Source organism: Nonomuraea sp. NPDC049419, from assembly GCF_040676995.1.
Classification (GTDB): domain Bacteria; phylum Actinomycetota; class Actinomycetes; order Streptosporangiales; family Streptosporangiaceae; genus Nonomuraea; species Nonomuraea salmonea.
In genome coordinates this window covers 110278-133134 of record NZ_JBFAQB010000008.1, presented here as the reverse complement: position 1 = coordinate 133134, position 22857 = coordinate 110278, and the positions used below count along the sequence as shown (strand labels likewise).

Genomic DNA, 22857 nt, shown 5'->3' with positions numbered 1-22857 from the left:
CCGAAGGTGCCGCCCGGTTCAGCCGATCAGTGGAGCGCCGTGGTCAGACCAGAAGCGTCCGTGCCGTGCTCGTCAGAGCGCGTCCCCGAAGGTGGGGCCGGGCTCGGGCTCGGCGTTCTTCGGCGACGGGGTCGTCGTCGGCTTGGGCTCCGGCCTGCAGGGCGCGTAGCGGTCGCTGGAGGAGTCGCTGTTGTCCGGGCCGGTGATCGACAGCGTCACCACGCCGCCCTTGGTGGCGTGGCCACTCAGCGCGGTGGAGAACCCGGGAACGACGATGGTGCCACCGTTGCGGCCGAAGTAGGTCTGGCCGTCACTGACCGTCCGGCCGTTGAGCGACCAGCGGTAGGTGACCCGGCCGGCACCCGTGGAGGTGATGGCGCCGGTGGCCTTGACCGTGCAGTCGGTGCCGGTCATGGCGTGGGCGGAGGCGGAGACCTTGGTACGCGGCTTCGGAGCCTCGTAGTCCTTGCACCAGACCTTGTAGTAGGCCCGGTTGGACGACGCGCTGTCGGGGCTCAGGACCTGCAGCTGCGCCCAGCCACGCTGGCTGTGACGCGGGGAGATGCTGAAGCCGACCTTCCGCGAGTCGCGGACCTTGATCTTGCCGTAGTCGACGGCGTCACCGTTGAGCACCCAGCGGTAACGCACCCAGGCCGGGCGCGAGGAGCTGATCACGCCGGTGAAGCCGATGCTGGCGCCAGGGGCGCAGCGACCGGCGTAGGAGCTCGGGCTGGCCCACGCGCGGGCGCTGATGGTGGGGTCGAGATGCGTGCGCTCGACCTCCTTCAGCGACTGGCAGTTGACCGAGAAGTAGCCCTTCTTGGACGTGACCTTCTTCGGGCCGAGGACCTGGACGGCCTCCCAGCCCTTCTTGACGTCCTCGGTGAAGGTGATGGACTGCTTGACCGTGACGGTCTTGGTGCCCTTGCCCTTGACCGTGACGGTCTTGACCTTGCTCTTGGAGCCGTCGCCGTGCAGCCAGCGGTAGGCCACCTTGGTGGAGCCCTTGACCGGGACCTTGATCTTGGCCGAGAAGTTGACCTTGACCGGGCAGGACCCCTCGTAGGCGCCGGGCGCGGCCTTCGGCGTGGTGGCCGAGACCTTCGCCTTGGACGCGGGCTTGGCGGCCGTGGCCGCCTGGGCGGGCCCGGCGACCAGGCCCGCGGCCAGCGCCGCCAGTGCCGCGGTCGAGGCGCCGAACGCAGCGGCCTTACGGGCTAACCCAACAGACATCATGTGAGAGTGCTCCATTCCGTGAGGGAAGAGACGCGCTCGGGAACGGTCGCCAAGCCTGCGCCTTTCGCGCACGGCGATATGGCAAAGCCCCCGTAATGCCCCTTTACCTAAGCACAATACTGATCGCACGCTCAACACGATCGCGGATTATGAAATGTCCGGATTTCTTCAGCTATCGCGCTAGCGACCATGCCATTCCGTCGAGGATGTCGTGCTCACTCACGACGACCTGCGAAAACGCGAAACGACGGACGATACGGTCCAGAATGAGAGCGCCGGCCCCGATCACGTCCACCCGGCCCGGATGCATCACCGGCACCTGCGCGCGTTCACCATGGGTCATCGCGAGCAGCCGCCGCGTCACCTCGTGCACCTGCTCGGCCGAAATGACCGAATGGTGGATGCGCGCCGGGTCGTAGTAAGGCAGGTCCTGCGCGATGCCCGACACCGTCGTCACCGAGCCGGCGAGGCCGACCAGCGTCTTCGCCCGGTGCACCGGCACCTCGGCCTCGACCCGGTCGAGCGCGGCCTCGATGTCGGCCACCACGGCCTCCAGCGCCGGCGCCGACGGCGGGTCGCCGGCGTCGCGCAGGTGCCGCTCGGTCAGCCGTACGCAGCCGATGTCGACCGACAGCGAGCCCTCCGCATGCACGGAGCCGACCACGAACTCCGTCGAGCCGCCGCCGATGTCCACCACCAGGTAGGGCGCGAGCGGGCCGCGCGCCACCTCGGTCTCCGGCGACAGCCGGGAAAGGCCCCTGGTGGCGCCGGTGAACGACAGCTCGGCCTCCTCGGCGCCCGTCACCACCTCGGGCTCCACCCCGAAGATCTTCCGCACGCCGGTCACGAACTCCTGCCGGTTGGCCGCGTCGCGGGTCGCGCTCGTCGCCACCACGCGCGTCGCGACGGCGCCGTGGCGCTCGATGAGCTCCTGGTATTCGCTCATCCGCGCGAACGTGCGCTCCAGCGCCTCGGACGCCAGCCTGCCGGTGCGGTCGACGCCCTGGCCCAGCCGGACGATCTCCATCCGCCGCTCGACGTCGGTCAGCGTGTCGTCGCCGAGGTCGGCGATGAGCAGGCGTACGGAGTTGGTGCCACAGTCGATGGCGGCTACACGCATGGTCCGTCACTCCACCAGTCGGGGAGTGCGTCCAGCGCCTCCCTGCCGAACGGGTTGCTCCCGGGCACCGCCAGCTCGTGGGCCACGAGCGCGTGCAGGCACTTGACCCGCTCCGGCATCCCGCCCGTGCTCTGCATGTCACGCGGCAGCGGCGTCAGGCCCTCCTCGCGGGCCGCCTGGTCGCGCCTGGCCACGTAGTCCTCGTGAGCCGCCTGGTAGGCCGCCGCCAGCTCCGGCTCGGTCGCCAGCCTGGCCTGCATCTCCCGCATCAGGCCGGAGCCTTCGAGCGTGCCGATGGCCGAGGCCGCCTTGGGACAGGTCAGATAGTAAAGGGTCGGGAAGGGCGAGCCGTCGGGCAACCGCGGAGCGGTCTCCACCACGTCGGGGTTGCCGCACGGGCAGCGGTGCGCGACCGCGCGCAACCCTCTGGGCGGCCGTCCGAGCTGCTGCTCGACGGCCTCGACGTCCTTACTGTCCAACACGTTCCCTTCCTGTCACCGACCCGCCGCTCGGCTGCTTCGTCGGTTCGCTGCTCGGCTGCCCGGTCGGCTGCCCGGTCGGCTGTTTCGTCGGCTCTTTCGTGGGCTGCTTCGTGGGCTGCCCGGTCGGCTGCTTGGTCGGCCGCTCAGTGGGCTTTTCCGAGGGCTGCTCGTCGGGCACGTCCTGCTGCCCCGTGACGGCCCTGCGGCCCGTGCCCTTGTCGGCGGCCTGCACCGACTCCCACAGCGTCTCGTACCACGGCGGCACCTGCGCAGGCTGCTTGACCGCCGCCTGAGCCCTGCCCTGCTCGGGCTCCATCACCACGTAGCACTTCTCGCCTGGCCCGCAGTAGTGCAGCCGCTCCTTGGCCGTCTTCTTGATCCAGTTGGGGTCGTCGCTCTGCCTGTCGCGGGCCAGCAACGCCTGCTTCTCGGCCTCGACCCTGGCCTTCTCCGCGCGCAGCTCCGAGATGCTGCGGCGAAGGCTGATGTATTCGCGGACAGGGTAGGCCAGGCTCATCGCGATCGCGCACACCACGACGGCCAGGATGGCCGCCCGCCCGGTGAGCTGCGGTCTCTTCGCCACTTGCTGCACACCCCCTCAAGTGCGGCTCGCGGCCGGAGAAATCGGGGTGCCGCGAGCCGTACTCGAAACTAGCGCCGGAAACGCGGGAACGCCGCGCGACCCGCGTAACGGGCGGCGTCGTCGAGCAGCTCCTCGATGCGCAGCAGCTGGTTGTACTTCGCCACCCGGTCGGAGCGCGCGGGAGCGCCGGTCTTGATCTGGCCGCAGTTGACCGCGACCGCGAGGTCGGCGATCGTCGTGTCCTCGGTCTCGCCGGAGCGGTGGCTCATCATGCAGCGGTAGCCGCTGCGGTGGGCCAGGTCGACCGCGTCGAGCGTCTCCGACAGCGTGCCGATCTGGTTGACCTTGACCAGCAGGGCGTTGGCCGCGCCCTCGGTGATGCCGCGCTCGAGCCGCTCGGGGTTGGTGACGAACAGGTCGTCGCCGACGAGCTGCACCTTGCCGCCGATCGAGGCGGTGATGGCCTTCCAGCCCTCCCAGTCCTCCTCGTCGAGCGGGTCCTCGATGGAGACGAGCGGGTAGTTGTCGACCAGGTCCTCGTAGAAGGCGATGAGCTCCTGCGCCGACAGGCCCTTGCCGTCGATCGTGTAGACGCCGTCCTTGTGGAACTCGGTGGCGGCCACGTCGAGCGCCAGCGCGATGTCCTCGCCCGGCACGTAGCCGGCCCGCTCGATGGCGACCAGGATGAGGTCGAGCGCGTCGCGGTTGGAGGGCAGGTTGGGCGCGAAGCCGCCCTCGTCGCCCAGGCCCGTGGCGTAGCCCTTCTCCTTCAGCACGCTCTTGAGCGCGTGGTAGACCTCGGTGCCCATGCGCACCGCCTCGCGGAACGACTCGGCGCCGATCGGCGCGATCATGAACTCCTGGATGTCCACGTTGGTGTCGGCGTGGGCGCCGCCGTTGAGGATGTTCATCATCGGCACGGGCAGCACGTGGGCGTTGGGGCCGCCGAGGTAGCGGAAGAGCGGCAGGTCGGCGCTGTCGGCGGCGGCCTTGGCCACGGCCAGCGACACGCCCAGGATGGCGTTGGCGCCGAGCTTCGCCTTGTTGGGCGTGCGGTCCAGGTCGATCATGATCTGGTCGATGATCCGCTGGTCCTCGGCCTCGATCCCGCTGATCTCCTCCTGGATCTCATCGGTCACCGCCAGGACGGCCTTCTCCACGCCCTTGCCGCCGTAACGCTTGCCGCCGTCGCGCAGCTCGACCGCCTCGAACTGGCCGGTGGACGCCCCGCTCGGCACGGCCGCCCGGCCGGTGCTGCCGTCGTCGAGAACGACCTCGACCTCGACCGTCGGGTTGCCCCGGGAGTCGAGGATCTCGCGAGCGTATACGACCTCGATGGTAGCCACGGGATGCGCTCCTAAATCGAAAGGTGATATGCCATCAGAGCCTATCGGTACGGCTGCCCCGCGCAGGCTTCCAGGTCATGGCCGCCCAGCTCAGCCCGACGACTCCCAGGCCCGCACCCGGTCGCGGTACGCCCGCGCCGCGCTCCGCAGCTCCGCCTCGGCGTCCAGCCCGGCCTCGGCCGCCCGCCTGACGAGGTCGAACAGCTCCCTGGCCACCCCCTGGCCGACCGCCGCCGACAGCGACTCGGGCGCACCCGCCCGCTCGGCCCTGCGCACCAGCTGGGCCGCGAGCGACAGGGCGGGCTGCCCCATCGGCACCCCGTCGAGCACCGACTCGGTGCCCTTGGCCGCCCGCTCGGCCGCCTTGATCGCCTCCCAGTTGGCGTTGACCTCGTCGGCGCTCTCGGCGCGTACGGACCCGAACACGTGGGGGTGCCGCCTGACCAGCTTCTCCACGATGCCGGCCGCCACGTCGTCGATGTCGAAGTCGCCCGCCACCCGCGCGTGGAAGACCACCTGCAGCAGCAGGTCGCCCAGCTCCTCGCGCAGCGCAGGATAGTCGCCCTGCTCGATCGTCTCGAGCACCTCGTACGCCTCTTCGAGCAGGTACGGCACCAGCGACTCGTGCGTCTGCTTGCGATCCCACGGGCACTCGGTGCGCAGCCGGTCCATCACCGCCACCAGGTCGAGCACCCGCGCGCCCGGCAGGTCGTAGGAGCCGGGCACCACCTCGATGACCGGCGGCTCGTCGAGCGAGAGCGCGGCGTGGCCGACGGCCCGCATGAAGTCCTCGCCGTCGTGCTCGGCCAGCCACACCACGGTCTCGGCGGCGGCCCGCCGCGCGAGCGCCGCCGGGTCGGGCTCGACGACCTCGGCCTCGATGCCGGCGTCGGCGAGATAGGGCAGGTGCGGGTGGTCGGCCGCGCCGGTCAGCACCGGACCGGAGCGCAGCGCCTGCCACGCCTGATGGCTCAGCAGGCCCGGCGCGACCCTGGGCGAGGTGGTGACGACGATCAGCGGCACGGTCAGCCCTGCGCCTGGGGCGCCTGCTGGGTGGCCTTGCCGAACCTGCCGGTGTCGACGAACAGCGCCGGGTTCTCCTGCGAGCGCTGCTGGTTGAGCTGGCCGTAGCGCGGGTTGAAGACCGGCTTGATGGAGTTGAACTCCTGCAGCAGCTTCTCCTGCCCGGCCTGGCCGAACTGCTGCTGCAGCTTCGACAGGCCCACCATGGCCCGGCCGTAGTCGCGGGCGTCGGTCGGCGCGACGGCGTTGGCCAGCAGGTTGACCTCGGCGGACTGGTACTGGCCCGGCTCCTTGAGCACGGCGTCCACCTCGCTCTCGGTGACCTGCACGTTGTGGCGCGCCATGAGCTGCTTGGACACGCTCACGTTGACCAGCCGCTGCAGCACGGCCTGGGTGGCCGGCACGCCGAGCGCGGACTCGTCCAGCTGGGCGCGCTTGAGCGCGGCCACGTAGGCCTGGGTGTCATCGCTGAGCTTGTTCATGGAGATGCGCTCGTTGCCCACCACGGCCGCGGCCCCGGCCTGCATGGGCGAGGAGCAGGCGGACAGTGCCACGGCGGCCGCCGCGGCGGCCACAGCCACTCGTATCGACTTCACGTACGTCCCTTCCGACCAGAAAACCGCCGCTAGCTTACCCGGGCGGGTTCGAGGAACATGGCCTCGACCAGGTCACCACACCATTTGAGCAGGTCGAGATCGCGCAACGGCTGCCCGCCCAGCGGCTTGGTCTTGGGCACCGGCACCAGCAGCGTCTCCGCGGCCTGCTTGTATATCGCCTTCTTGTAGAGCCGGTCGAGGCGCACCTGCTGCGACTCCTTGAGCCTCGCGGGGCCGAACTTGATGTTCTGACCCTGCAGCGTGACGTCGGTGAGCCCGGCCGCGCGCGCCTTGATGCGGAACCGCGCCACCTCCAGCAGGTTCTCGACCTCCGCGGGCGGCTTGCCGTAGCGGTCGGTCAGCTCGGCGCGCACCTCCTCGATGTCGATCGGGGCGGCGATGGCCGCGATGCGCTTGTACGCCTCCAGCCGCAGCCGCTCCGAGGTGACGTAGTCGTGCGGGATGTGGGCGTTGATCGGCAGCTCGACCTTGACGTCCTGCTGCTCCTCCTGCACCTCGGCGCCCGACAGCTTGGCCTTCTGCTCCTGCACGGCCTCGGCCATGAGGCGGACGTACAGGTCGAAGCCGACGCCCGCGATGAAGCCCGACTGCTCGGCGCCCAGCACGTTGCCGGCGCCGCGGATCTCCAGGTCCTTCATGGCGACGTACATGCCGGCGCCCATCTCGGTGTGCTGCGAGATCGTGGCCAGCCGCTCGTGGGCGGTCTCGGTCAGCGGCTTCTCCGGCGGGTAGAGGAAGTAGGCGTAGCCGCGCTCCCTGCCCCGCCCGACGCGCCCGCGCAGCTGGTGGAGCTGCGACAGGCCGTAATTGTCGGCCCTGTCCACGATGAGCGTGTTGGCGTTGGGCACGTCGAGCCCCGACTCGACGATCGTGGTCGAGACGAGCAGGTCGTACTCGCGCTCCCAGAACCCGACCATGATCTTCTCGAGCTGGTGCTCGTTCATCTGCCCGTGCGCCACCGCGATGCGCGCCTCGGGCACCAGCTCGCGCAGCCGCGCGGCGACGCGGTTGATCGAGGCCACCCGGTTGTGCACGAAGAAGATCTGGCCGTCGCGCATCAGCTCGCGCCGGATCGCCGCGGCGATCTGCTTCTCCTCGTACGGCCCCACGAACGTGAGGATCGGGTGCCGCTCCTCCGGCGGGGTGAGGATCGTGGACATCTCGCGGATGCCGGTCAGCCCCATCTCCAGCGTGCGCGGGATCGGCGTGGCGGACATCGCCAGCACGTCGACCTGGGTGCGCAGGTGCTTCATCGCCTCTTTGTGCTCGACGCCGAAGCGCTGCTCCTCGTCGATGATGATGAGCCCGAGGTCCTTGAACCTGACCTCGGGGCTGAGCAGCCGGTGGGTGCCGATGACCACGTCGACGGCGCCGGTCCTGAGCCCGTCGAGGGTGCCCTTGACCTCGCCGTCGGTCTGGAAGCGGGAGATCGGCCTGATCTCGACGGGGAAGCTGGAGAAGCGCTCGGCGAAGGTGGACATGTGCTGCTGCACCAGCAGCGTCGTGGGCACCAGCACCGCGACCTGCTTGCCGTCCTGGACGGCCTTGAACGCCGCGCGCACCGCGATCTCGGTCTTGCCGTAGCCGACGTCGCCGCAGATCAGCCGGTCCATCGGGACGCCGCGCTCCATGTCGCGCTTGACCTCGTCGATGGCCTCCAGCTGGTCGCCCGTCTCGGCGTACGGGAAGGCGTCCTCCATCTCGCGCTGCCACGGCGTGTCGGCGCCGAACGCGTGGCCCGGCGAGGCCATGCGGGCGGAGTAGAGCCTGATCAGCTCGCCGGCGATCTCCTTGACCGCCTTCTTCGCCCGCGACTTGGCCTTGGCCCAGTCGGCGCCGCCCATGCGGTTGAGCGTGGGCGCCTCGCCGCCGACGTAGCGGGTGACCTCGTCGAGCTGGTCGGTGGGGACGTAGAGGCGGTCGCCCTTGGCGTATTCGATGACCAGGTATTCGCGGGTCGCGCCCTGGACCGTGCGCTGCACCATCTCGACGTAGCGGCCGACGCCGTGCTGCTCGTGCACGACGTGGTCGCCGACCTTGAGCTGGAGCGGGTCGACCATGTTGCGGCGGCGGGAGGGCAGGCGCCGCATGTCCTTGGTGGACGCCTTCTGGCCGACCAGGTCGAGGTGGGTCAGGACGGCGAGCCCCGGGGTGATGAAGCCGTGCTCGATGAGGCCGGTCGAGACGTGGACGACCTTCGGCTCCGGCGCCTTGTCGAGGTAGCGCCGCAGCCTGGCCGGGACGTCGACGCCCTTGAGCAGCTCGACCATGCGCTCGGCCGGGCCGTGGCCCTCGCTGAGCAGCACCACGGCCTTGTCGTCGGCCAGCCAGCTCTTGATGTCGGCCAGCGCCTTGGCGGTGTCGCCGCGGTAGGCCTCGGAGTCGTGGGCGTCGAGCTCGACGCCGGAGCCGAACGGCGCCATCGTCCACCACGGCAGGCCGAGCGCGTCGGCGTGCTCGCGGATCTCCTCCAGCGAGCGGAACGCGGCCGCGCCGAGGTCGATCGGGGCCTCGCCGCCGGCCGCCGCGTTGATCCAGGAGGCTTCGAGGAACTCCTGCGAGGTGCGTACGAGCTCCTCCGCCCGCCCCCTGATCCGCTCGGGATCGCACACGAACACCGCGGACCTGACGGGCAGGTGGTCGAGCAGCAGGTCCATCTCCCCGGCCAGCACGGGCGCGAACGCCTCCATGCCCTCGACGGGGGTGCCGTCGGCGAGCTGGTCGAGCACCTCGGCCAGCGCCGGATGTTCCTCGGCCAGCTCCCGCGCCCTGGCCCGCACCTGGCCGGTGAGCAGCAGCTCACGGCACGGCGGCGCGAACAGCCCCTCCTCGGCCGCCTCGAGCGAGCGCTGGTCGGCCACCTTGAACCAGCGGATCTCCTCGACCGTGTCGCCCCAGAACTCCAGCCGCAGCGGATGCTCCTCGGTGGGCGGGAACACGTCGAGCAGCCCGCCGCGCACGGCCACCTCGCCGCGCCGCTCCACCATGTCGACCCGGTGGTAGCCGTTGTCGACCAGGTTGCGCACCACCTCGTCGAGGTCGGCCTCGTCGCCGGCCCGCAACCTGATGGGCTCCAGGTCGCCGAGCCCCTTCACGATGGGCTGCAGCAACGCGCGCACCGGCGCGACGACCACGCTGAGCGGCCCGGCGGCGGCGTCGCCCTTGACCGGGTGGGCCAGCCTGCGCAGCACCGCGAGCCGCTGGCCCACGGTGTCGCTGCGCGGCGAGAGCCGCTCGTGCGGCAGCGTCTCCCACGCCGGGAACACCGCCACAGACGCGGGCTCGACCAGGCTGGTGAGCGCGGCCGCCAGATCTTCCGCCTCGCGCCCCGTGGCGGTCACCGCGAGCACGGTGCGCTGGTCGTGCCCGGCCAGCGCGGCCACCCCGAAGGGCCGCAGCGCGGACGGCGCGATCAGCGCCACATCGCCGCCCTCTTCGAGAGCGGCGGTCAGCTTCGGGTCGGCGCGAACAAGGTCAAGTAGCCCGGAAAGACTCATCAGATACGTCCACAGCCCCACGACGGCAACACGACTACCCCCGGCCGGGTCAGGTCGCGGGGGTTCGTGACAAGCCTACTCGCCGTGAAAGCTCAGCCGACGCGGTAACCAGGCACGGAGGGCCAGCGTACGGTGAGGACCGTGGACGGCGCCTCGGCCCGCCACGAGTGGCCGACGCCCTTGCCCCACACCACATAGTCGCCCGGCTCGGCCAGCAGCACGCTGCGGCCGGGCAGCTCGACCCGGAACCTGCCGTCGATGAGCACCAGCAGCGCGGTGCGCACCTCGCCCTCGACCCAGGCGGCCCGCTCCTCGCCGGCCTCGTGGACACCCCACTTGATCTCGACGTCCTCGCTGTGTCTTGGGTCGCCCGGGGGTTTGAAGTGACCGAGCAGCCATCCCCGGTCGAGGGCCGCGTCCGCACCCGCGTTCCCCACGTAAACCTGATCGCTCACGGGCCAGGACGCTAGCAGGGAAATGCCTAACTGATTCCACTCGGTTGATTACTGTAGGTGACATGTCTGAGGTGCGATCGGTCGCCCAGAGAGGCGACCTCTTCGGTCAGCGGCTCCGCGAGCACTGCGCCGGGCAGCCGATCCGGCGGCTCGACGTCCTGGTCGCCGGGTGCGCCCACGACGAGCCGCTGGTGCTCGACCACATCGAGACCAGGGCCATGGGAGCCGACGAGGACCTGCCCGCGGTCAGGAGGGTGGTGGAGGAGCGGGCCGACCTGGTCTCCTACTCTCTCGGCGACCTGCGCTCGGTGCCGCTGCCGCCGCGCGGCTTCGACGTGATCCAGCTGTCGTTCCTGCTGGAGCGCGTACGCCACGCGGAGCTGGTGTTCGACCGGCTGCTGCAGTCGCTGCGGCCCGGCGGGCTGGTGCTGCTGCGGGTCCGCGACCGCCGCTCGGCCTACGGCCTGCTCGACCGCGTCACGCCGGGCTGGCTGCGCCGGCTGCTGTGGCGGGCCGTCGTCCGCCCCGGCACGCCAGGGCCGCTGCCCGCCGTGTACGAGCCGCTCGCCTCCAGCGACGGCCTGCACGCGTTCTGCCTGAGCAGGGGCCTGATGATCACCGACGAAGAGCGCACGACCAGCGGGCCCGCGCGCGCCCGCCGGCCGGGGGCCGCCGCGGTGGCGCTGGTGTCCAAGCTGACCAGCGGCCGCTTCCCCGCCTCCCACGACGAGATCACCATGGTGATCAGAAAGCCTCAGCACCACTTCGCCCGCCTCATCTGACGGTCGTGACAGGTGCCGCGGAGCGGCACACTGGTAGCGACCGTGCACACTCGAACAGTTGGGATGCAGATCGTGGAGTGGACCCCCGACCGGCGCGAGCTGGCCGACCTTGAGCTCCTGTTGTCGGGCGCGTACGAGCCTCTGACGGGGTTCCTGGGCCACGACGACCTGCACACCGTGCACGAGCGCGGCACGCTGGCCGACGGCACCCCGTGGCCCGCGCCCGTGACCCTCCATGTCCACGCCCACCTGTCCCCCGGCGACGAGGTCACCCTCCTCGACCCCGAGGGGCTGCCGCTGGCGGCGCTCACCGTGACCGGCCACGAGCCCGACGGGCTGACCTCGGGCCCGGTCAAGGCGCTCGGCACGCCCGAGCACGGCCCGTTCGCCCGGCTGCGGCGCACTCCCGCCCAGGTCAAGGACGAGCTCGGCGGGCGGCCCGCGCTGGCTGTCACGATGCGGGGGCCGCTCGACGACCTGTCGGAGGTGACGGCCACCGCCAAGGAGCTCGACGCGGCGATCCTGCTGCTGCCGCTCGCGTACGGCGAGGCGGGGCCCGCCGTCGTGCGCGCCGCGCTGCGCGCCAAGGAGCAGCTGCCCGCGGGCACGCTGGTCGTCCCCGTGCCGCTGGCGCCGCGCGACGAGCCGGAGATCGACCTGGAGCTGCGCGAACACGTCGCCACCTCCTATGGCGCCGCCGAGCACCTCGCGGGCCCCGACCCCGTGCGCATCCCAGGCCCGCCCCACCGCCGCGGGCTGGTCGTCTTCTTCACCGGCCTGTCGGGCTCGGGCAAGTCCACGATCGCCCGCGGCCTGCGCGACGCGCTGCTTGAGCTGGGCAGCCGCACGGTCACCTACCTCGACGGCGACGTCGTGCGGCAGCTGCTGTCGAAGGGCCTGACGTTCTCCAAGGCCGACCGCGACCTCAACATCCGGCGCATCGGCTTCGTCGCCGCCGAGGCGGCCCGGCACGGCGGCCTGGCCATCTGCGCGCCGATCGCCCCCTACGCGGCGACCCGCGACGAGGTGCGGGAGATGGTCGAGTCGGTGGGCGCCGACTTCCTGCTCGTCCACGTCGCCACGCCGCTGGAGGAGTGTGAGCGGCGCGACCGCAAGGGCCTCTACGCCAAGGCGCGCGCCGGTCTGATCCCCGAGTTCACCGGCGTCTCCGACCCCTACGAGGAGCCCGACGACGCCGACCTGGTGATCGACACGACCCACCTGTCGATCGACGCGGCCGTCTCCCGCGTGCTCGACACGGTCAGGAGCGGGGGCTGGGTGCGCTGAGCCCTCTCAGGGCCGGGGCACGGGCGTCGAGCGGAAGTAGGGGTCGCGTGCCAGGCGGGTGAACGCCTTGTCGGCGCTGCTGTCGGAGTCGAAGCTGGTGTCGCCGCGCGGCGCCTGCGGCGAGTCGAAGTAGAGCAGCGCCTTGATCTGCGGGTAGCGCTTGATCTGGCGCAGCACGGTCTCGTAGAACGTGCGCTTGAACGAGCGGTCGTACGAGCGCTCGAACACGCCCCACTCCGCCACCATGACCGGCTTGCCGGGGAAGCGGGCCTGCATCCACCGGTAGAAGCCCGGCCATTCCGGATATTCCTTGCGGGTCTTGTTGACGAGCCCGTCGAAGTCCTGCACCCGGTCGTCGGCGTACGGGTCCATCGCCACCCAGTCGACCACGTCGTCGCCCGGGTAGAGGTCCTCGAACCACGGCTTGGCCGCCCAGTTGGGCGCCCCCATGTACGTCATGACCACCACCGCGTTGCGCACGCCCTGCTGCCGCAGCCGCAGCACGACGTGGCGGAACATGGCGGCGTAGTCGGTGGCCTGCATGCCGGAGCCCGATCGGGCGTCGACGTCGTTCTCCGGCTCGTGGTGCAGAGTGAGGAAGAACCGCTCGGGGAACGTGCGCCTGATGTGGGCGGCCAGCCGGTCGATCCTGCGGTCGAGCCTGCCCGCGGCGATCTGCGCCCAGGTGTGGTCGAACGACGGCTTCCAGTTGACCATGAGCAGCCGCGGCCTCGCGGGGTCGCGCGCCAGCCTGACCTCAGCGGGCGTGGGGAACAGCTCGCGCTCGCGGTGATAGACGTGCAGCACGTCGGCCGCCGCGCCCATGCGCAGCTCGGCGCCGTGCAGCGCCTGCTCGATCGGCACCCCGGTGAACACCTCGGGCGCCATGCCCCACCAGGCGCCGCAGGACGGGATCAGCTTGGAGGTGGCCGTGCAGGCGGGCGAGCCCGCCGCCTGCTTGGCCGCGGGGGCTTGAACCGGCGCCGGGACCAGCGAGCCCGCGGCGGTGGAGCAGGCGGTCAGCGCCGCCGCCAAAGCCACCAGAGTGCCGCCGGACGTTGCTTGTCGTGAAATTCCCCGTAGCTGCAAAGCCTTCCAACCCCTTCGTCGAACGACTCCCGGCTCTCACACCTGAACCTTGCCATGTCATTCCTGGAACTTCAGCCAGTGTGAGAGTCTGCCCAGCTCGTGGCGGGTAAAGGCCCACTCCTTAAATACCGAAATATCGCCTTTTCGCGGCATTTCTTCGGCGGCTTATCCAGGAAAAATCTTGAAGTATTGATCCGGAGTGATCACCCTCCGCCCTATAGTGGGCGCACCACTTCGGCGGTGACGCGATGGCGCCAGGCGGCCACGCAACGTACACATTCAGGAGACCATCCCCCATGAGCTCCGGCACCGACCTGGACGCCCACCTCTCGCTGCTGCGCAGGCGGTGGCTGACCCTCGTGGGCTGCGTCGTCGTCGGCGGCACGGCCGCGCTGGCGCTGCTGCGGCTCGTCCCCGCCGCCTACACCGCCACCACGCAGGTGCTCGTCCATCCGCTCGGCATCGGCGAACCGGCCAACCAGGTGACCGGCCGCCAGCGCGAGGCGCTCAACCTCGACACCGAGGCCCAGGTCGCCCAGTCGTCGGTGGTCGCCGCGCGGGCCGCCCGCACGCTCGGCGTCGACGCCGTCGAGCCGGTCGAGGTGGCCGTGCCGCCCAACTCCTCGGTGCTGCTGCTGTCGGTGACCGCCGCCGACCCCGACGGCGCGGCGGCGCGCTCGGCCGCGTACGCCGAGGCCTACCTCGCCAACCGCCGCGAGAGCGCGCTGACCGCCATGGCCAAGCAGCAGGAGGCGGTGCTGAGCAAGCTCAAGCACGTCAACGCCGGCATCGACCGGGTGATCAAGCAGGTCGCCGCGCTGCCCAAAGGCAGCCCCGAGCACGCGATCGCCGTCCAGCGTCAAGGCGTGCTCAACCGGCAGGCGGCCGGCCTGGCCGTCAGGTACGACGCCCTGCGCACGGTCGCCGTCACCCCCGGCTCGATCATCAGCCGCCCCGTGCCGCCCGCCGCGCCCAGCTCCCCCAGCCTGCCCCTCTTCCTCGGCACCGGCCTCATGCTCGGCCTGCTGGCCGGCTCGGCCGCCGCCTACGCCCGCGACCGCCTCGACACCCGCCTGCGCACGCCCGCCGACGTCGAAAGGCTCACCGGCCTGCCCGTGCTCGGCGACCTGTCAGGACCGCGCGAGCACGGGGTGCTGCACGACCTGGCGAGCGCGCTCGTCGCCACCTGCCCCGGCAAGCGGCTGCTGGTCAGGTCGCTGCCCGCCGACCTCTACGCCTCCTCGCTCGCCGAGCCGCTGGCCGTGAGCGCGCCGCTGGTCGTGCTCGACGGCTCCGACGTCCGCGACCTGTCCAGGGCCGACGCCGCCGTGCTGCTCGTGGGGCTAGGCCAGGTCACCTCGGACGACGTGGCGGCGGCCACGCGCCGGCTGGCCCGCCACGAGGTGCCGGTCATCGGCGTCGTGACCGCCACCGACGCCGTCCCCTCGTTCGTCCCGCTGCTGGAGCCGCATCCGCCCGCCTCGCTCGGCAAGCTCGTCGCGACCGGCGAGCTGCGGCTCGCCCAGAGCCCGCAGGACGAGACGAGCCCCCTGCACGCGCTGCACCAGCGGCGGCCGGGCCGGCCGACGTGATCGGACCCGCGTGGCCCATCGCGGCGCTGCTGGTCGGCTACCCGCTCTGGTGGGCGCTCGGGTTCGGCGGGCTGTCGGTCGTGGTGCTGGCCGTGCCCATGGCGGTGCTGCTGTGGCGGCGGCGGCCCGTCAAGGTGCCGCGCGGGTTCGGGCTGTGGCTGCTGCTCCTCGCCGGTTACCTGATCAGCGGCCTGATGCTGGGCGAGTCGCCGCCCGGCACGTACGGCGAGTTCGGGGCGGGCCGGCTGATCGGCTACGGCATGCGGCTCGCGCTCTACTGCGCGGTCCTCATCATGGTGCTCTACCTCGGCAACCTCACCGAGCGCGAGCTGCCCCAGCTCCGGCTCGTCCGCATGCTGGGGGTGCTGTTCGTCACCACCGTCGCGGGCGGGCTGCTCGGCCTGCTCCACCCCGGATTCGCGTTCACCTCGCCGGTCGAGCTGCTGCTGCCCGAGTGGATCGGCGAAAACCCGTTCGTGCGCAACCTCATCCACCCGACGGCCGCGCAGACCCAGAAGGTGCTCGGGTTCTCGCTGCCCAGGCCGGAGGCGCCGTACGAGTGGGCCAACGCCTGGGGCAGCAACGCGTCGGTGCTGCTGGTGTGGTTCGTGGTCGGGTGGTGGGTCTACGGGCGGGCGCGGCACAAGGTCTTCGTGGCCGTCGTGGTGGCGCTGGCGGCCGTGCCCATCGTCTACTCGCTCAACCGGGGGCTGTGGATCGGGCTCGGGCTGGCCGTGCTCTACCTGATCGTACGGGTGGGCGGCCGCACCAGGGCGGCGCTGTGCGCGGCGGTCGCGGCCGGGGCGCTGGCGTTCCTGCTCAGCCCGCTCGCGCCGCTGTTCGCCCAGCGGCTCGACCGGCCCCACTCCAACGACATCAGGGCCTTCACGGTGAGCGCGACCCTCGCCGCGGCCACCCACTCCCCCGTGATCGGCTACGGCAACACCCGCAACGCCACGGGCAGCCACCGCTCGATCACCACCGGCAAGACCGGCTGGTGCCGCACCTGCGGGCACCCCCCGCTCGGCAGCGACGGGCAGCTCTGGCTGCTCGTCATCACGCAGGGGTTCACGGGGGCCGCGCTCTATGTGACGTTCTTCCTCGGCGCGATCCGCCGCCACTGGCGCGACCGCAGCCCGATCGGGCTCGGCGGGGTGCTCGTGATGGGGTTCGTGCTGCTCTACATGTTCGTCTACGACGGGCTCGTCACGCCGCTCAGCCTCTATCTCATCTCCTTCGCCCTTCTGTGGCGGAACGCGCAACCGGCCGGGGGAACGTCATGAGCGACGCCGCGGTGCGGCTCGGGTATCTCGCCGAGACCGTGCGCCTGCTGTATCCGGGCCCGGGCTCGCCCCGCCCGTACACCGTGCTGCCCCACGCCGCCGTGCCGCGCAGGCTGGCGCCGCGCCGCTGGTGGCACCTCGGGTCGCGGGTGCAGGTGCCGGTCGAGGGGTCGATCGCGGCCCACCTGAGCGAGGTGTTCGGGCGTCCGGTCGAGACCGTGCTCCACGTACGTCCCGCGCGCCGCGCCAACCGCAAGCCCATCCTGGAGGCCCGCGCGGACGGACGGCGGCTGGCGTTCGTCAAGATCGGCGACACCGACCGCGCCCGCCGGCTCGTCGCCGCCGAGGCCGCGGCCCTGCGCAGGCTGGCCGTGCTCCCCCTGCGCACGGTCACCGTGCCCGAGGTGCTGCACCACGGCGACTGGCGCGGGCTGTCCGTGCTCGCCCTGTCGCCGCTGCCGGTGCGCCGCGGCCGGGTGCCCGCGCCGCTGCTGCTCGAGGCGGTCAAGGAGATCGCCGCCACCGGCGCGAACCGCCCGGCCTGGCACGGCGACCTCGCCCCCTGGAACCTGTGCCGCGGCCCCGGCGGGCGGCTGCTGGTCTGGGATTGGGAGCGCTACGAGACCGGCGTCCCGCTCGGCTTCGACCTGCTGCACCACTTCTTCCACCGGGCCCTGCGCGGGATGCGCCCGCCGGTCGCGGCCAGAGCCTGCGTCGCGCAGTCCGTACGCCTGCTCGCCCCCCTGGGCCTGTCGGCGGCCACGGCCAGGCAAACGGCGCTGCGTTACCTCATCGCGCTGGCCGACCGGCACGCCGCCGACGGCCACACGCCGCTCGGCCCGCCGCAGTCGTGGCTCAACCCGGCCGTCGATCACGAGGAGCTGCTCTCATGAGGACGACGAAGCGCTCGGTCCTGTCGCTGTCGCGGGTCACCGGACGGTTCACCTCGGGCGCCCGCGTGCTGCCGTCGTTCCTGATCGCGGGCGCGCAGCGGTGCGGCACGACCTCGCTCTACCGGGCCTTGGCCCAGCATCCGCTGCTGCTCAAACCCGTGCTGCACAAGGGGGTCCACTACTTCGACGTGGCCTACTGGCGCGGCATGCCCTGGTACCAGGGGCACTTCCCGCTGCGGGTGGGCGCCGCGCTGCTCACCCACCGGTACGGCCACCGCCCCCAGGCGTACGAATCCTCCCCCTACTACCTGTTCCACCCCCTGGCGGGCCAGCGCATCGCCGCCGACCTGCCCGGCGTCAAGCTGATCGTGCTCGTCCGCGACCCCGTCGAACGCGCCTGCTCCGCCCACGCCCACGAGCTGGCCAGGGGCTTCGAGACGGAATCCCACTTCGAGCACGCGCTGGAGCTGGAGGAGGGCCGGCTGGCCGGCGCGGAGGAGCGGCTGCGCGCCTCGCCGCACGCGCTGCACCACTCCCACCGCCACCACGCCTACCTGGCCAGGGGCCGCTACGCCGACCAGCTCGACCGGCTTGAGCCGCTGTTCGGCCGCGACCGCATACTCGTGCTCGACAGCCACCGCTTCTTCGCCGAGCCGGAGACCGCCTACGACCGGGTGCTGGAGTTCCTCGGCCTGCCGCACCTCGGCTATCCCGTGTTCGAGCGGTACAACCGGCGCTCGCTGCCGCGCCCGGTGCCCCGCGCGCCGGCGGCGAGGCTGCGCGACCACTTCGAGCCCTACGACGCGCGGCTCGTCCGCTGGCTGGACGGTGAGCCCTCATGGCGGCGGTGATCGTCCGCAGGGGCCTCGCGGGGCTGTCCGGCGCGGCCTTCGGCGCGGTGGCGCAGGTCGTGCTCGTGATCGTGGTGACCAGGACCTACCCGGCGGCCGAGGCGGGCGCGTTCTTCACCGCGACCGCGCTGGCGCTGATGGCCGCCGGCATCGCCAAGCTCGACGCCGGCAACGGGCTCATCTACTTCATCGCCCGCGCCAGGTCCTACGACTATCGCGGCATCTCCGGCTACATCAGGGCCGCCGTGCTGCCCTGCCTGGTCGTGGCGGTGGCGGCCGGGATCGTGCTGTTCCCCCGGCTCGGGCCCGCCGCCGGGCTGCTGCCCGTGATCGTGGCCGCCGACGTGCTGCTCGCCGCCGGGCGCGGGTTCGGGTCCGTACGGCCCACCGTGCTGCTCGACGGGCTGCTCGTGCCCGGGGGGCAGCTCGTGCTGGTGTCCGCCGCCGCGCTCGCCGGGGCCGGTGGCTGGTGGCTGCTGCCGGCGTGGGCGGCGCCGTACGTGCCGGTGCTGGTCGTCGCGGCCCTCTGGCTGCGCAGGCGGGTGGAGTGGACTCCTTACCTGCCGGGAACCGCGCGCGACCTGTGGCGGCACACCGCGCCGCGCTCGCTCGCGGGCGCCATCCAGGCGGTCTTCCAGCGGGTGGACATCGTGATCGTGGCGCTGCTCGCCGGGCCCGCGCCTGCCGCCGTCTACACCGCCGCGACCCGGGTCAAGGTCGTCGGGCAGCTCGCCAACCAGGGGCTGGCGCAGGCCGTACAGGCGGGGCTGGTCAGAGCGCTGGCCGACGGTGAGCGGGAGCGGGCGCGCGAGCTGTACCAGGCCGCCACCGCGTGGCTCGTCGTGCTCACCTGGCCGCTCTGGCTCGCGTACGCGGGGCTCGCGCCGTGGCTGCTGCGCGCGTTCGGCCCCGCGTACGGCGCCGCCGCCCCCATCGCGCTCGTCCTGGCCGCCACGATGATGGTGGCGACGGCCTGCGGCATGGTGGACGTCGTGCTGACCGCCGCAGGCCACACCGGCATCAGCCTGCTCAACCTGCTGGCCGCCATCGCCTGCACGGTGCTGCTCGACCTGGCGCTCATTCCGGCGTACGGCGCTCTCGGTGCGGTCGCCGGCTGGTCGGGCGGGATGCTGGTGAAGAACCTGCTGCCGCTGTGGCAGCTGCACCGCCGCTACGGCCTGCACCCGTTCGGCCGCCACACCCTGCCCGCGCTGCGCGGCTCGCTGCCGCGGCGGACCGCATGACCGTGCTGGTGACCGGGCTGCCGCGCAGCGGCACGAGCTGGACCGGCCGGATGCTGGCCGCCGGCGGCGAGCTGATCTACGTCAACGAGCCGCTCAACCCCCAGCACCCGCCGGGCCGCTGTCCCGGCGTGCTCGCCGCTCAGGTGACGCACCGGTTCCAGTACATCTGCGACTCCAACTCCGCCTCCTGGCTGCCCGCCTTCCGCGACACGGCGGCGCTGCGCTACCGGTGGCTGGCCGAGCTGCGCGCCAACCACTCCCCCTACGACCTGGCCCGCCTGGTGCGCTACGGCACCGCGTTCACGTTCGGGCGGCTCACCGGGCGGCGGGCGCTGCTGGACGACCCGTTCGCGGTGCTGAGCGCGGAGTGGTTCGCGCGGCGGCTGGAATGCCGGGTGATCGCTCTCGTCCGTGATCCGGTGTCGTTCGTGGCGAGCTGGCAGCGGCTCGGCTGGTCCGTCTCCCTGGACGAGCTGCTCACCCAGCCGCTGCTCGTCCGCGACCATCCCGAGGTGCTGGAGCTGCGAGGGCTCGCCGGCTCGCCGGACCGGGTGGCCACGGCGGCGGCGCTGTGGCGGGTCACGACGGGCGTCCTGCGCCGCACTCCGGGCATCCTGGTCGTCTCGTACGAGTCGCTCGCCGCCGACCCGGTGCCCGGTTTCCGCGAGCTGTACGCGTACGCGGGGTTGCGCTGGTCCCGCGCCGCCGAGCGCCGCATCACGCGGGCCTGCACCGGTGACGGGCGGGCGGCGGCGTTCGCCTGGTCGGGGCTGTCGCGCACGGCCTACCGCCGCATGGACTCTCGCCTCGCCCTGGCGAACCCGGCCCGCGGCCTCTCCTCCGGAGACGTCGAGCGCATCCGCGCCCTCACCCGGTGAGGCGGCGGGTCAGCCTCTTCGCCAGGCAGCCGCCGAGCAGGCGGGCCGCGAACGGCAGGTCGTCCACGAGGTAGCGGCGCGCCAGCCGTCCCGGCTCGCTGACCAGCCGGTACGCCCACTCCAGCCCCGCCTGCCGCAGCCGGCCCGGCGCCCTGGCCACGGTGCCGGCGGCGAACGCGATGGCCGCGCCGCAGCCGACGTACCAGGCTTCGGGCAGCTCCCGCCGTAACTCGGTGATGAGGAGGTCCTGGCGGGGGAACCCGAGCCCGACGAACACCAGCCGCGGCGCCGCCGCCGCCACCTTCCCCATGACCCTCGCCACCCCGCCGGGCGTGCCGTCGAACCCGTACGGCGGCGCGTGCGCCCCGCTCACCCGCAGGCCGGGGCAGGCGTCGGCGAGCCGGTCCGCCGCCCGGTGCACCACCCCGGGCGAGCCGCCGCCCAGCAGGTACACCGGCCAGCCCCGCTGGGCGGCCAGCCCGCTGAGCGACCAGATGAGGTCGGCCCCGGTGACGCGCTCGGGCAGCGGGGTGCCGAGCAGCCTGGCCGCCCACACCAGCGGCATGCCGTCGGCGACGACCAGATCGGCCGACCCGATGAGGGCTCGCAGTGCGGGGTTCGTGGCTGCGGCGCGGCAGATGTCCACGTTGGGGGTGACGATGCGCCCGCCCCGGCCCGCCTCCAGCGCCGTCCCCACCCGCTGGAGGACCTCCTCCTCGCGTACGGCGTCCACCTCGACGCCGCCGACCCGCACCCGCCCCGGCGTCGCCGGAGAGGGTGGTGCGGCCGTGGTCAGCGCGGTCAAATGCCGTGCCCTCGTCGGTGCAGCGCCGCCAGCACGGCGGAGGCGGGGACGAGCCCGGCCGCCACCGCGGCGGCGATCGCGCCGCGCGGCTCCAGCGGGCGGGTGGTGACGGTGCGGGCCGCCCACCGCAGGGCCGCCCGCCGCTGCCCCAGCGCCGCGTGGCTGAAGGCCAGCTGGCCGTAGACCCGTGCCGCGCCGCACGGGTCCACGGCCAGTTCGGGATGCCGGGCGAGCATCCACTCCAGCCCGGCAATCCGGTCGGCCCAGCGGGCCGCGTAGTGGGACCTCGCCCAGCGCACCAGCACAAGCGGCCGGTCGACGTGGACGAGCGGCCGCCGCTTGGCGGCGCGCAGGGCCAGATCCCAGTCCTCGTTCTGTCCTGAGGGCGCGCTCTCGTCGGGACGCAGCGCGCCGCGCCGGAAGAGGAACGTCGACGAATGCACCATCATCATGCGCGACCGGGTGAGGTCGGCCGCGGTCACCGTGTCGGTGCCGGCCAGCCGGGCGACCCGCCGCCGCCCGTGCTCCACCTCGATCCCGCAGCTCGCGAACTCACCCCCGGCCCGCGTCAGCGCCTCCACCTGCGTTGCGAGCTTGCCCGGACGCCACACGTCGTCGTCGTCACAGAACGCGACCAGCTCGGTCTCACAGGCATCGATCCCGGTGTTCCGCGCCCCGGGCAGCCCCGGCGTCCGCCGGTTTCCCAGCACCCGTAACGGCAACCCCCGCAACGACCGCCCCGCCTGAAGCGGGAGCGTCGCGTCGCCGTCGGTGACCACCACGACGTCGAGGGGGCCGGCGTACTGCTGGGCCAGCACCGCCTCCACGGCCTCGCGCAGCTCGGTGGGGCGGTCGCCGCGGGTGGGGATGATGACGCCGACCGACGGGAGACGGGTCATGCGGCCACGCCGCCGTAGCCGTAGCGGGTGCGGAGGGGCCAGGTGAGCGCGTCGACCAGCCGGCGGTCGCGGTCGGGCAGGGCCGAGCGCCAGGAGTCGTCGCGGCGCAGCTCCACCTCCCCGACCCGGAACCGCATGGGGTTGCCCGAGGCCGTGTGGGAGGCGGTGAGCCAGGCGGTGCGGCCGTCGAGGAAGCGGGGCCCGGGCAGGCCGAGCCGCCCGGCCAGCGAGGTCAGGGCGGGGCCGGGGTCGGCGAGCAGGTCTTCGTACCGGATCCTGGTGACGCGCGCCCCGCGCCGGGCGAGCAGCTCGAGCGCGGCGTTCTGTGCCGACCAGTGCACGGCGGTGCGGGCGGGGCTCCACCGGGTCATCGGCCGCCCGTCCTCGGGCCGGTGCACGGTCCTGCTCCAGGAGTGGGCGACGGCCCGCGGGTCGCGTACGACGTGCACGACGTGGACGTCGGCCCCTCCGGCGACGAGGCAGCAGGCCAGCGAGGCGTGCTTGCTGGAGTCGATGACGACGGGAGCGCCGGCGGCGGAGTAGAGCCGCAGGTAGGCCCGGGTGTACTCGGCCAGGTCGGGATGGCCGATGCGGGGGATCCTGCGGGTGCGGTCGATGCGCCCGCGCAGGGCCAGCACGCGCTCGGCGAGCGGACGGGTCCACCCGCCGAAGGCCCGCTCCCCCACTCGCCGCCAGAAGGGGCAGGCGGGGAAGGCGGTGCCGCACCCGCACGGCTCACCGGCGAGCACCCCGCGCTCCCACAGATGCACCACTTCGCCGAGCGCCACCACCCCGGGCAGCTCACCGAGGAGCCGCTCAAGCAGGGTGGTGCCGCTGCGGCCGAGGCCGCCCAGGTAGACGACCCTGGGAGTAGCGCGATCTGTCACGGAAGGCA

At 72.5% G+C, this 22857-nt stretch carries 21 protein-coding genes; 8 read left to right on the top strand and 13 right to left on the bottom strand.

The features are described from left to right. Positions 1 to 72: 72 nt before the first annotated feature. The 9 genes from AB0K12_RS24285 to AB0K12_RS24245 all read right to left on the bottom strand — a co-directional run bounded on the left by AB0K12_RS24285 (position 73) and on the right by AB0K12_RS24245 (position 10359). Positions 73 to 1236 carry a hypothetical protein gene (locus AB0K12_RS24285; protein WP_364565363.1) on the bottom strand — a complete coding sequence of 388 codons (1164 nt, stop codon included), beginning with the start codon at positions 1234 to 1236 and terminating at the stop codon, positions 73 to 75. A 172-nt stretch (positions 1237 to 1408) separates the two neighbouring features. Then, on the bottom strand, positions 1409 to 2356 hold the full coding sequence (locus AB0K12_RS24280) for a Ppx/GppA phosphatase family protein (protein ID WP_364565360.1): 948 nt from the start codon (positions 2354 to 2356) through the stop codon (positions 1409 to 1411). Continuing rightward, positions 2347 to 2838: a DUF501 domain-containing protein gene (locus AB0K12_RS24275; RefSeq protein WP_364565357.1), complete on the bottom strand. Its 492-nt coding sequence runs from the start codon at positions 2836 to 2838 to the stop codon at positions 2347 to 2349. Before AB0K12_RS24275 ends, AB0K12_RS24280 begins: the two co-directional genes overlap by 10 nt. Next, on the bottom strand, positions 2825 to 3421 hold the full coding sequence (locus tag AB0K12_RS24270) for a PT domain-containing protein (protein ID WP_364565354.1): 597 nt from the start codon (positions 3419 to 3421) through the stop codon (positions 2825 to 2827). The genes AB0K12_RS24275 and AB0K12_RS24270 overlap by 14 nt, the downstream gene beginning before the upstream one ends. A 68-nt stretch (positions 3422 to 3489) precedes the next feature. Continuing rightward, positions 3490 to 4767: a phosphopyruvate hydratase gene (gene eno, locus AB0K12_RS24265; protein WP_364565351.1), complete on the bottom strand. Its 1278-nt coding sequence runs from the start codon at positions 4765 to 4767 to the stop codon at positions 3490 to 3492. Positions 4768 to 4857: 90 nt separating this feature from the next. Further along, complete coding sequence (locus AB0K12_RS24260; RefSeq protein WP_364371677.1) at positions 4858 to 5790, bottom strand: MazG family protein; 933 nt, start codon at positions 5788 to 5790, stop codon at positions 4858 to 4860. Between the two features lie 2 nt (positions 5791 to 5792). Next, positions 5793 to 6386 carry a SurA N-terminal domain-containing protein gene (locus AB0K12_RS24255; RefSeq protein ID WP_364565347.1) on the bottom strand — a complete coding sequence of 198 codons (594 nt, stop codon included), beginning with the start codon at positions 6384 to 6386 and terminating at the stop codon, positions 5793 to 5795. A gap of 29 nt (positions 6387 to 6415) precedes the next feature. Then, positions 6416 to 9904, bottom strand: coding sequence for a transcription-repair coupling factor (gene mfd, locus AB0K12_RS24250; RefSeq protein ID WP_364565339.1), 3489 nt, complete (start codon positions 9902 to 9904; stop codon positions 6416 to 6418). A 92-nt stretch (positions 9905 to 9996) separates the two neighbouring features. After that, positions 9997 to 10359 (bottom strand): signal peptidase I, encoded by a 363-nt coding sequence (locus tag AB0K12_RS24245; RefSeq protein ID WP_364565323.1) that lies wholly within the window; start codon positions 10357 to 10359, stop codon positions 9997 to 9999. A gap of 62 nt (positions 10360 to 10421) precedes the next feature. Here AB0K12_RS24245 and AB0K12_RS24240 point away from each other — a divergent pair, with 62 nt between their 5' ends. Further along, complete coding sequence (locus tag AB0K12_RS24240; protein WP_364565322.1) at positions 10422 to 11141, top strand: methyltransferase domain-containing protein; 720 nt, start codon at positions 10422 to 10424, stop codon at positions 11139 to 11141. A gap of 63 nt (positions 11142 to 11204) precedes the next feature. After that, entirely contained in the window at positions 11205 to 12428 is a 1224-nt protein-coding gene (gene cysC / locus AB0K12_RS24235) for an adenylyl-sulfate kinase (RefSeq protein ID WP_364565321.1), read from the top strand. 6 nt (positions 12429 to 12434) lie between these two features. Here the strand turns inward: cysC and AB0K12_RS24230 are convergent, their stop codons facing one another. Further along, positions 12435 to 13469 (bottom strand): hypothetical protein, encoded by a 1035-nt coding sequence (locus AB0K12_RS24230; protein WP_364565319.1) that lies wholly within the window; start codon positions 13467 to 13469, stop codon positions 12435 to 12437. 344 nt (positions 13470 to 13813) lie between these two features. Here AB0K12_RS24230 and AB0K12_RS24225 point away from each other — a divergent pair, with 344 nt between their 5' ends. The 6 genes from AB0K12_RS24225 to AB0K12_RS24200 are packed head-to-tail and all read left to right on the top strand — an operon-like array spanning position 13814 to position 20258. After that, complete coding sequence (locus AB0K12_RS24225; protein ID WP_364565316.1) at positions 13814 to 15109, top strand: Wzz/FepE/Etk N-terminal domain-containing protein; 1296 nt, start codon at positions 13814 to 13816, stop codon at positions 15107 to 15109. After that, complete coding sequence (locus AB0K12_RS24220; RefSeq protein ID WP_364565313.1) at positions 15106 to 16392, top strand: hypothetical protein; 1287 nt, start codon at positions 15106 to 15108, stop codon at positions 16390 to 16392. The genes AB0K12_RS24225 and AB0K12_RS24220 overlap by 4 nt, the downstream gene beginning before the upstream one ends. Further along, complete coding sequence (locus AB0K12_RS24215) at positions 16389 to 17285, top strand: hypothetical protein (protein WP_364565310.1); 897 nt, start codon at positions 16389 to 16391, stop codon at positions 17283 to 17285. The genes AB0K12_RS24220 and AB0K12_RS24215 overlap by 4 nt, the downstream gene beginning before the upstream one ends. Continuing rightward, the gene (locus AB0K12_RS24210) at positions 17282 to 18136 is read left to right on the top strand and encodes a sulfotransferase domain-containing protein (RefSeq protein WP_364565307.1); all 855 of its coding nucleotides are present in this window, start codon (positions 17282 to 17284) and stop codon (positions 18134 to 18136) included. The genes AB0K12_RS24215 and AB0K12_RS24210 overlap by 4 nt, the downstream gene beginning before the upstream one ends. After that, on the top strand, positions 18124 to 19380 hold the full coding sequence (locus AB0K12_RS24205) for a polysaccharide biosynthesis C-terminal domain-containing protein (RefSeq protein WP_364565305.1): 1257 nt from the start codon (positions 18124 to 18126) through the stop codon (positions 19378 to 19380). The genes AB0K12_RS24210 and AB0K12_RS24205 overlap by 13 nt, the downstream gene beginning before the upstream one ends. Further along, on the top strand, positions 19377 to 20258 hold the full coding sequence (locus AB0K12_RS24200; protein WP_364565302.1) for a sulfotransferase: 882 nt from the start codon (positions 19377 to 19379) through the stop codon (positions 20256 to 20258). The genes AB0K12_RS24205 and AB0K12_RS24200 overlap by 4 nt, the downstream gene beginning before the upstream one ends. On the opposite strand, the gene AB0K12_RS24195 is transcribed toward AB0K12_RS24200, so the two are convergent. From AB0K12_RS24195 to AB0K12_RS24185, 3 genes are read right to left on the bottom strand one after another with little or no spacing between them, the layout of a single operon-like run. Beyond that, positions 20248 to 21063 carry a WecB/TagA/CpsF family glycosyltransferase gene (locus AB0K12_RS24195; RefSeq protein ID WP_364565299.1) on the bottom strand — a complete coding sequence of 272 codons (816 nt, stop codon included), beginning with the start codon at positions 21061 to 21063 and terminating at the stop codon, positions 20248 to 20250. The two genes, AB0K12_RS24200 and AB0K12_RS24195, sit on opposite strands and share 11 nt — an antisense overlap. Beyond that, positions 21060 to 21962 carry a glycosyltransferase family A protein gene (locus AB0K12_RS24190; protein ID WP_364565296.1) on the bottom strand — a complete coding sequence of 301 codons (903 nt, stop codon included), beginning with the start codon at positions 21960 to 21962 and terminating at the stop codon, positions 21060 to 21062. Before AB0K12_RS24190 ends, AB0K12_RS24195 begins: the two co-directional genes overlap by 4 nt. Then, entirely contained in the window at positions 21959 to 22849 is an 891-nt protein-coding gene (locus AB0K12_RS24185; RefSeq protein WP_364565292.1) for a sulfotransferase, read from the bottom strand. Before AB0K12_RS24185 ends, AB0K12_RS24190 begins: the two co-directional genes overlap by 4 nt. Positions 22850 to 22857: the final 8 nt, after the last annotated feature.

Excerpts from the sequence above, each read along its gene's own strand:
- AB0K12_RS24205 (WP_364565305.1), top strand. The coding sequence starts at position 18,124 with ATGGCGGCGGTGATCGTCCGCAGGGGCCTCGCGGGGCTGTCCGGCGCG.
- AB0K12_RS24190 (WP_364565296.1), bottom strand. The coding sequence starts at position 21,962 with ATGACCCGTCTCCCGTCGGTCGGCGTCATCATCCCCACCCGCGGCGAC.
- AB0K12_RS24285 (WP_364565363.1), bottom strand. The coding sequence starts at position 1,236 with ATGATGTCTGTTGGGTTAGCCCGTAAGGCCGCTGCGTTCGGCGCCTCG.
- AB0K12_RS24210 (WP_364565307.1), top strand. The coding sequence starts at position 17,282 with ATGAGGACGACGAAGCGCTCGGTCCTGTCGCTGTCGCGGGTCACCGGA.
- AB0K12_RS24200 (WP_364565302.1), top strand. The coding sequence starts at position 19,377 with ATGACCGTGCTGGTGACCGGGCTGCCGCGCAGCGGCACGAGCTGGACC.
- AB0K12_RS24215 (WP_364565310.1), top strand. The coding sequence starts at position 16,389 with ATGAGCGACGCCGCGGTGCGGCTCGGGTATCTCGCCGAGACCGTGCGC.
- AB0K12_RS24280 (WP_364565360.1), bottom strand. The coding sequence starts at position 2,356 with ATGCGTGTAGCCGCCATCGACTGTGGCACCAACTCCGTACGCCTGCTC.
- AB0K12_RS24240 (WP_364565322.1), top strand. The coding sequence starts at position 10,422 with ATGTCTGAGGTGCGATCGGTCGCCCAGAGAGGCGACCTCTTCGGTCAG.
- AB0K12_RS24225 (WP_364565316.1), top strand. The coding sequence starts at position 13,814 with ATGAGCTCCGGCACCGACCTGGACGCCCACCTCTCGCTGCTGCGCAGG.
- cysC (WP_364565321.1), top strand. The coding sequence starts at position 11,205 with ATGCAGATCGTGGAGTGGACCCCCGACCGGCGCGAGCTGGCCGACCTT.
- mfd (WP_364565339.1), bottom strand. The coding sequence starts at position 9,904 with ATGAGTCTTTCCGGGCTACTTGACCTTGTTCGCGCCGACCCGAAGCTG.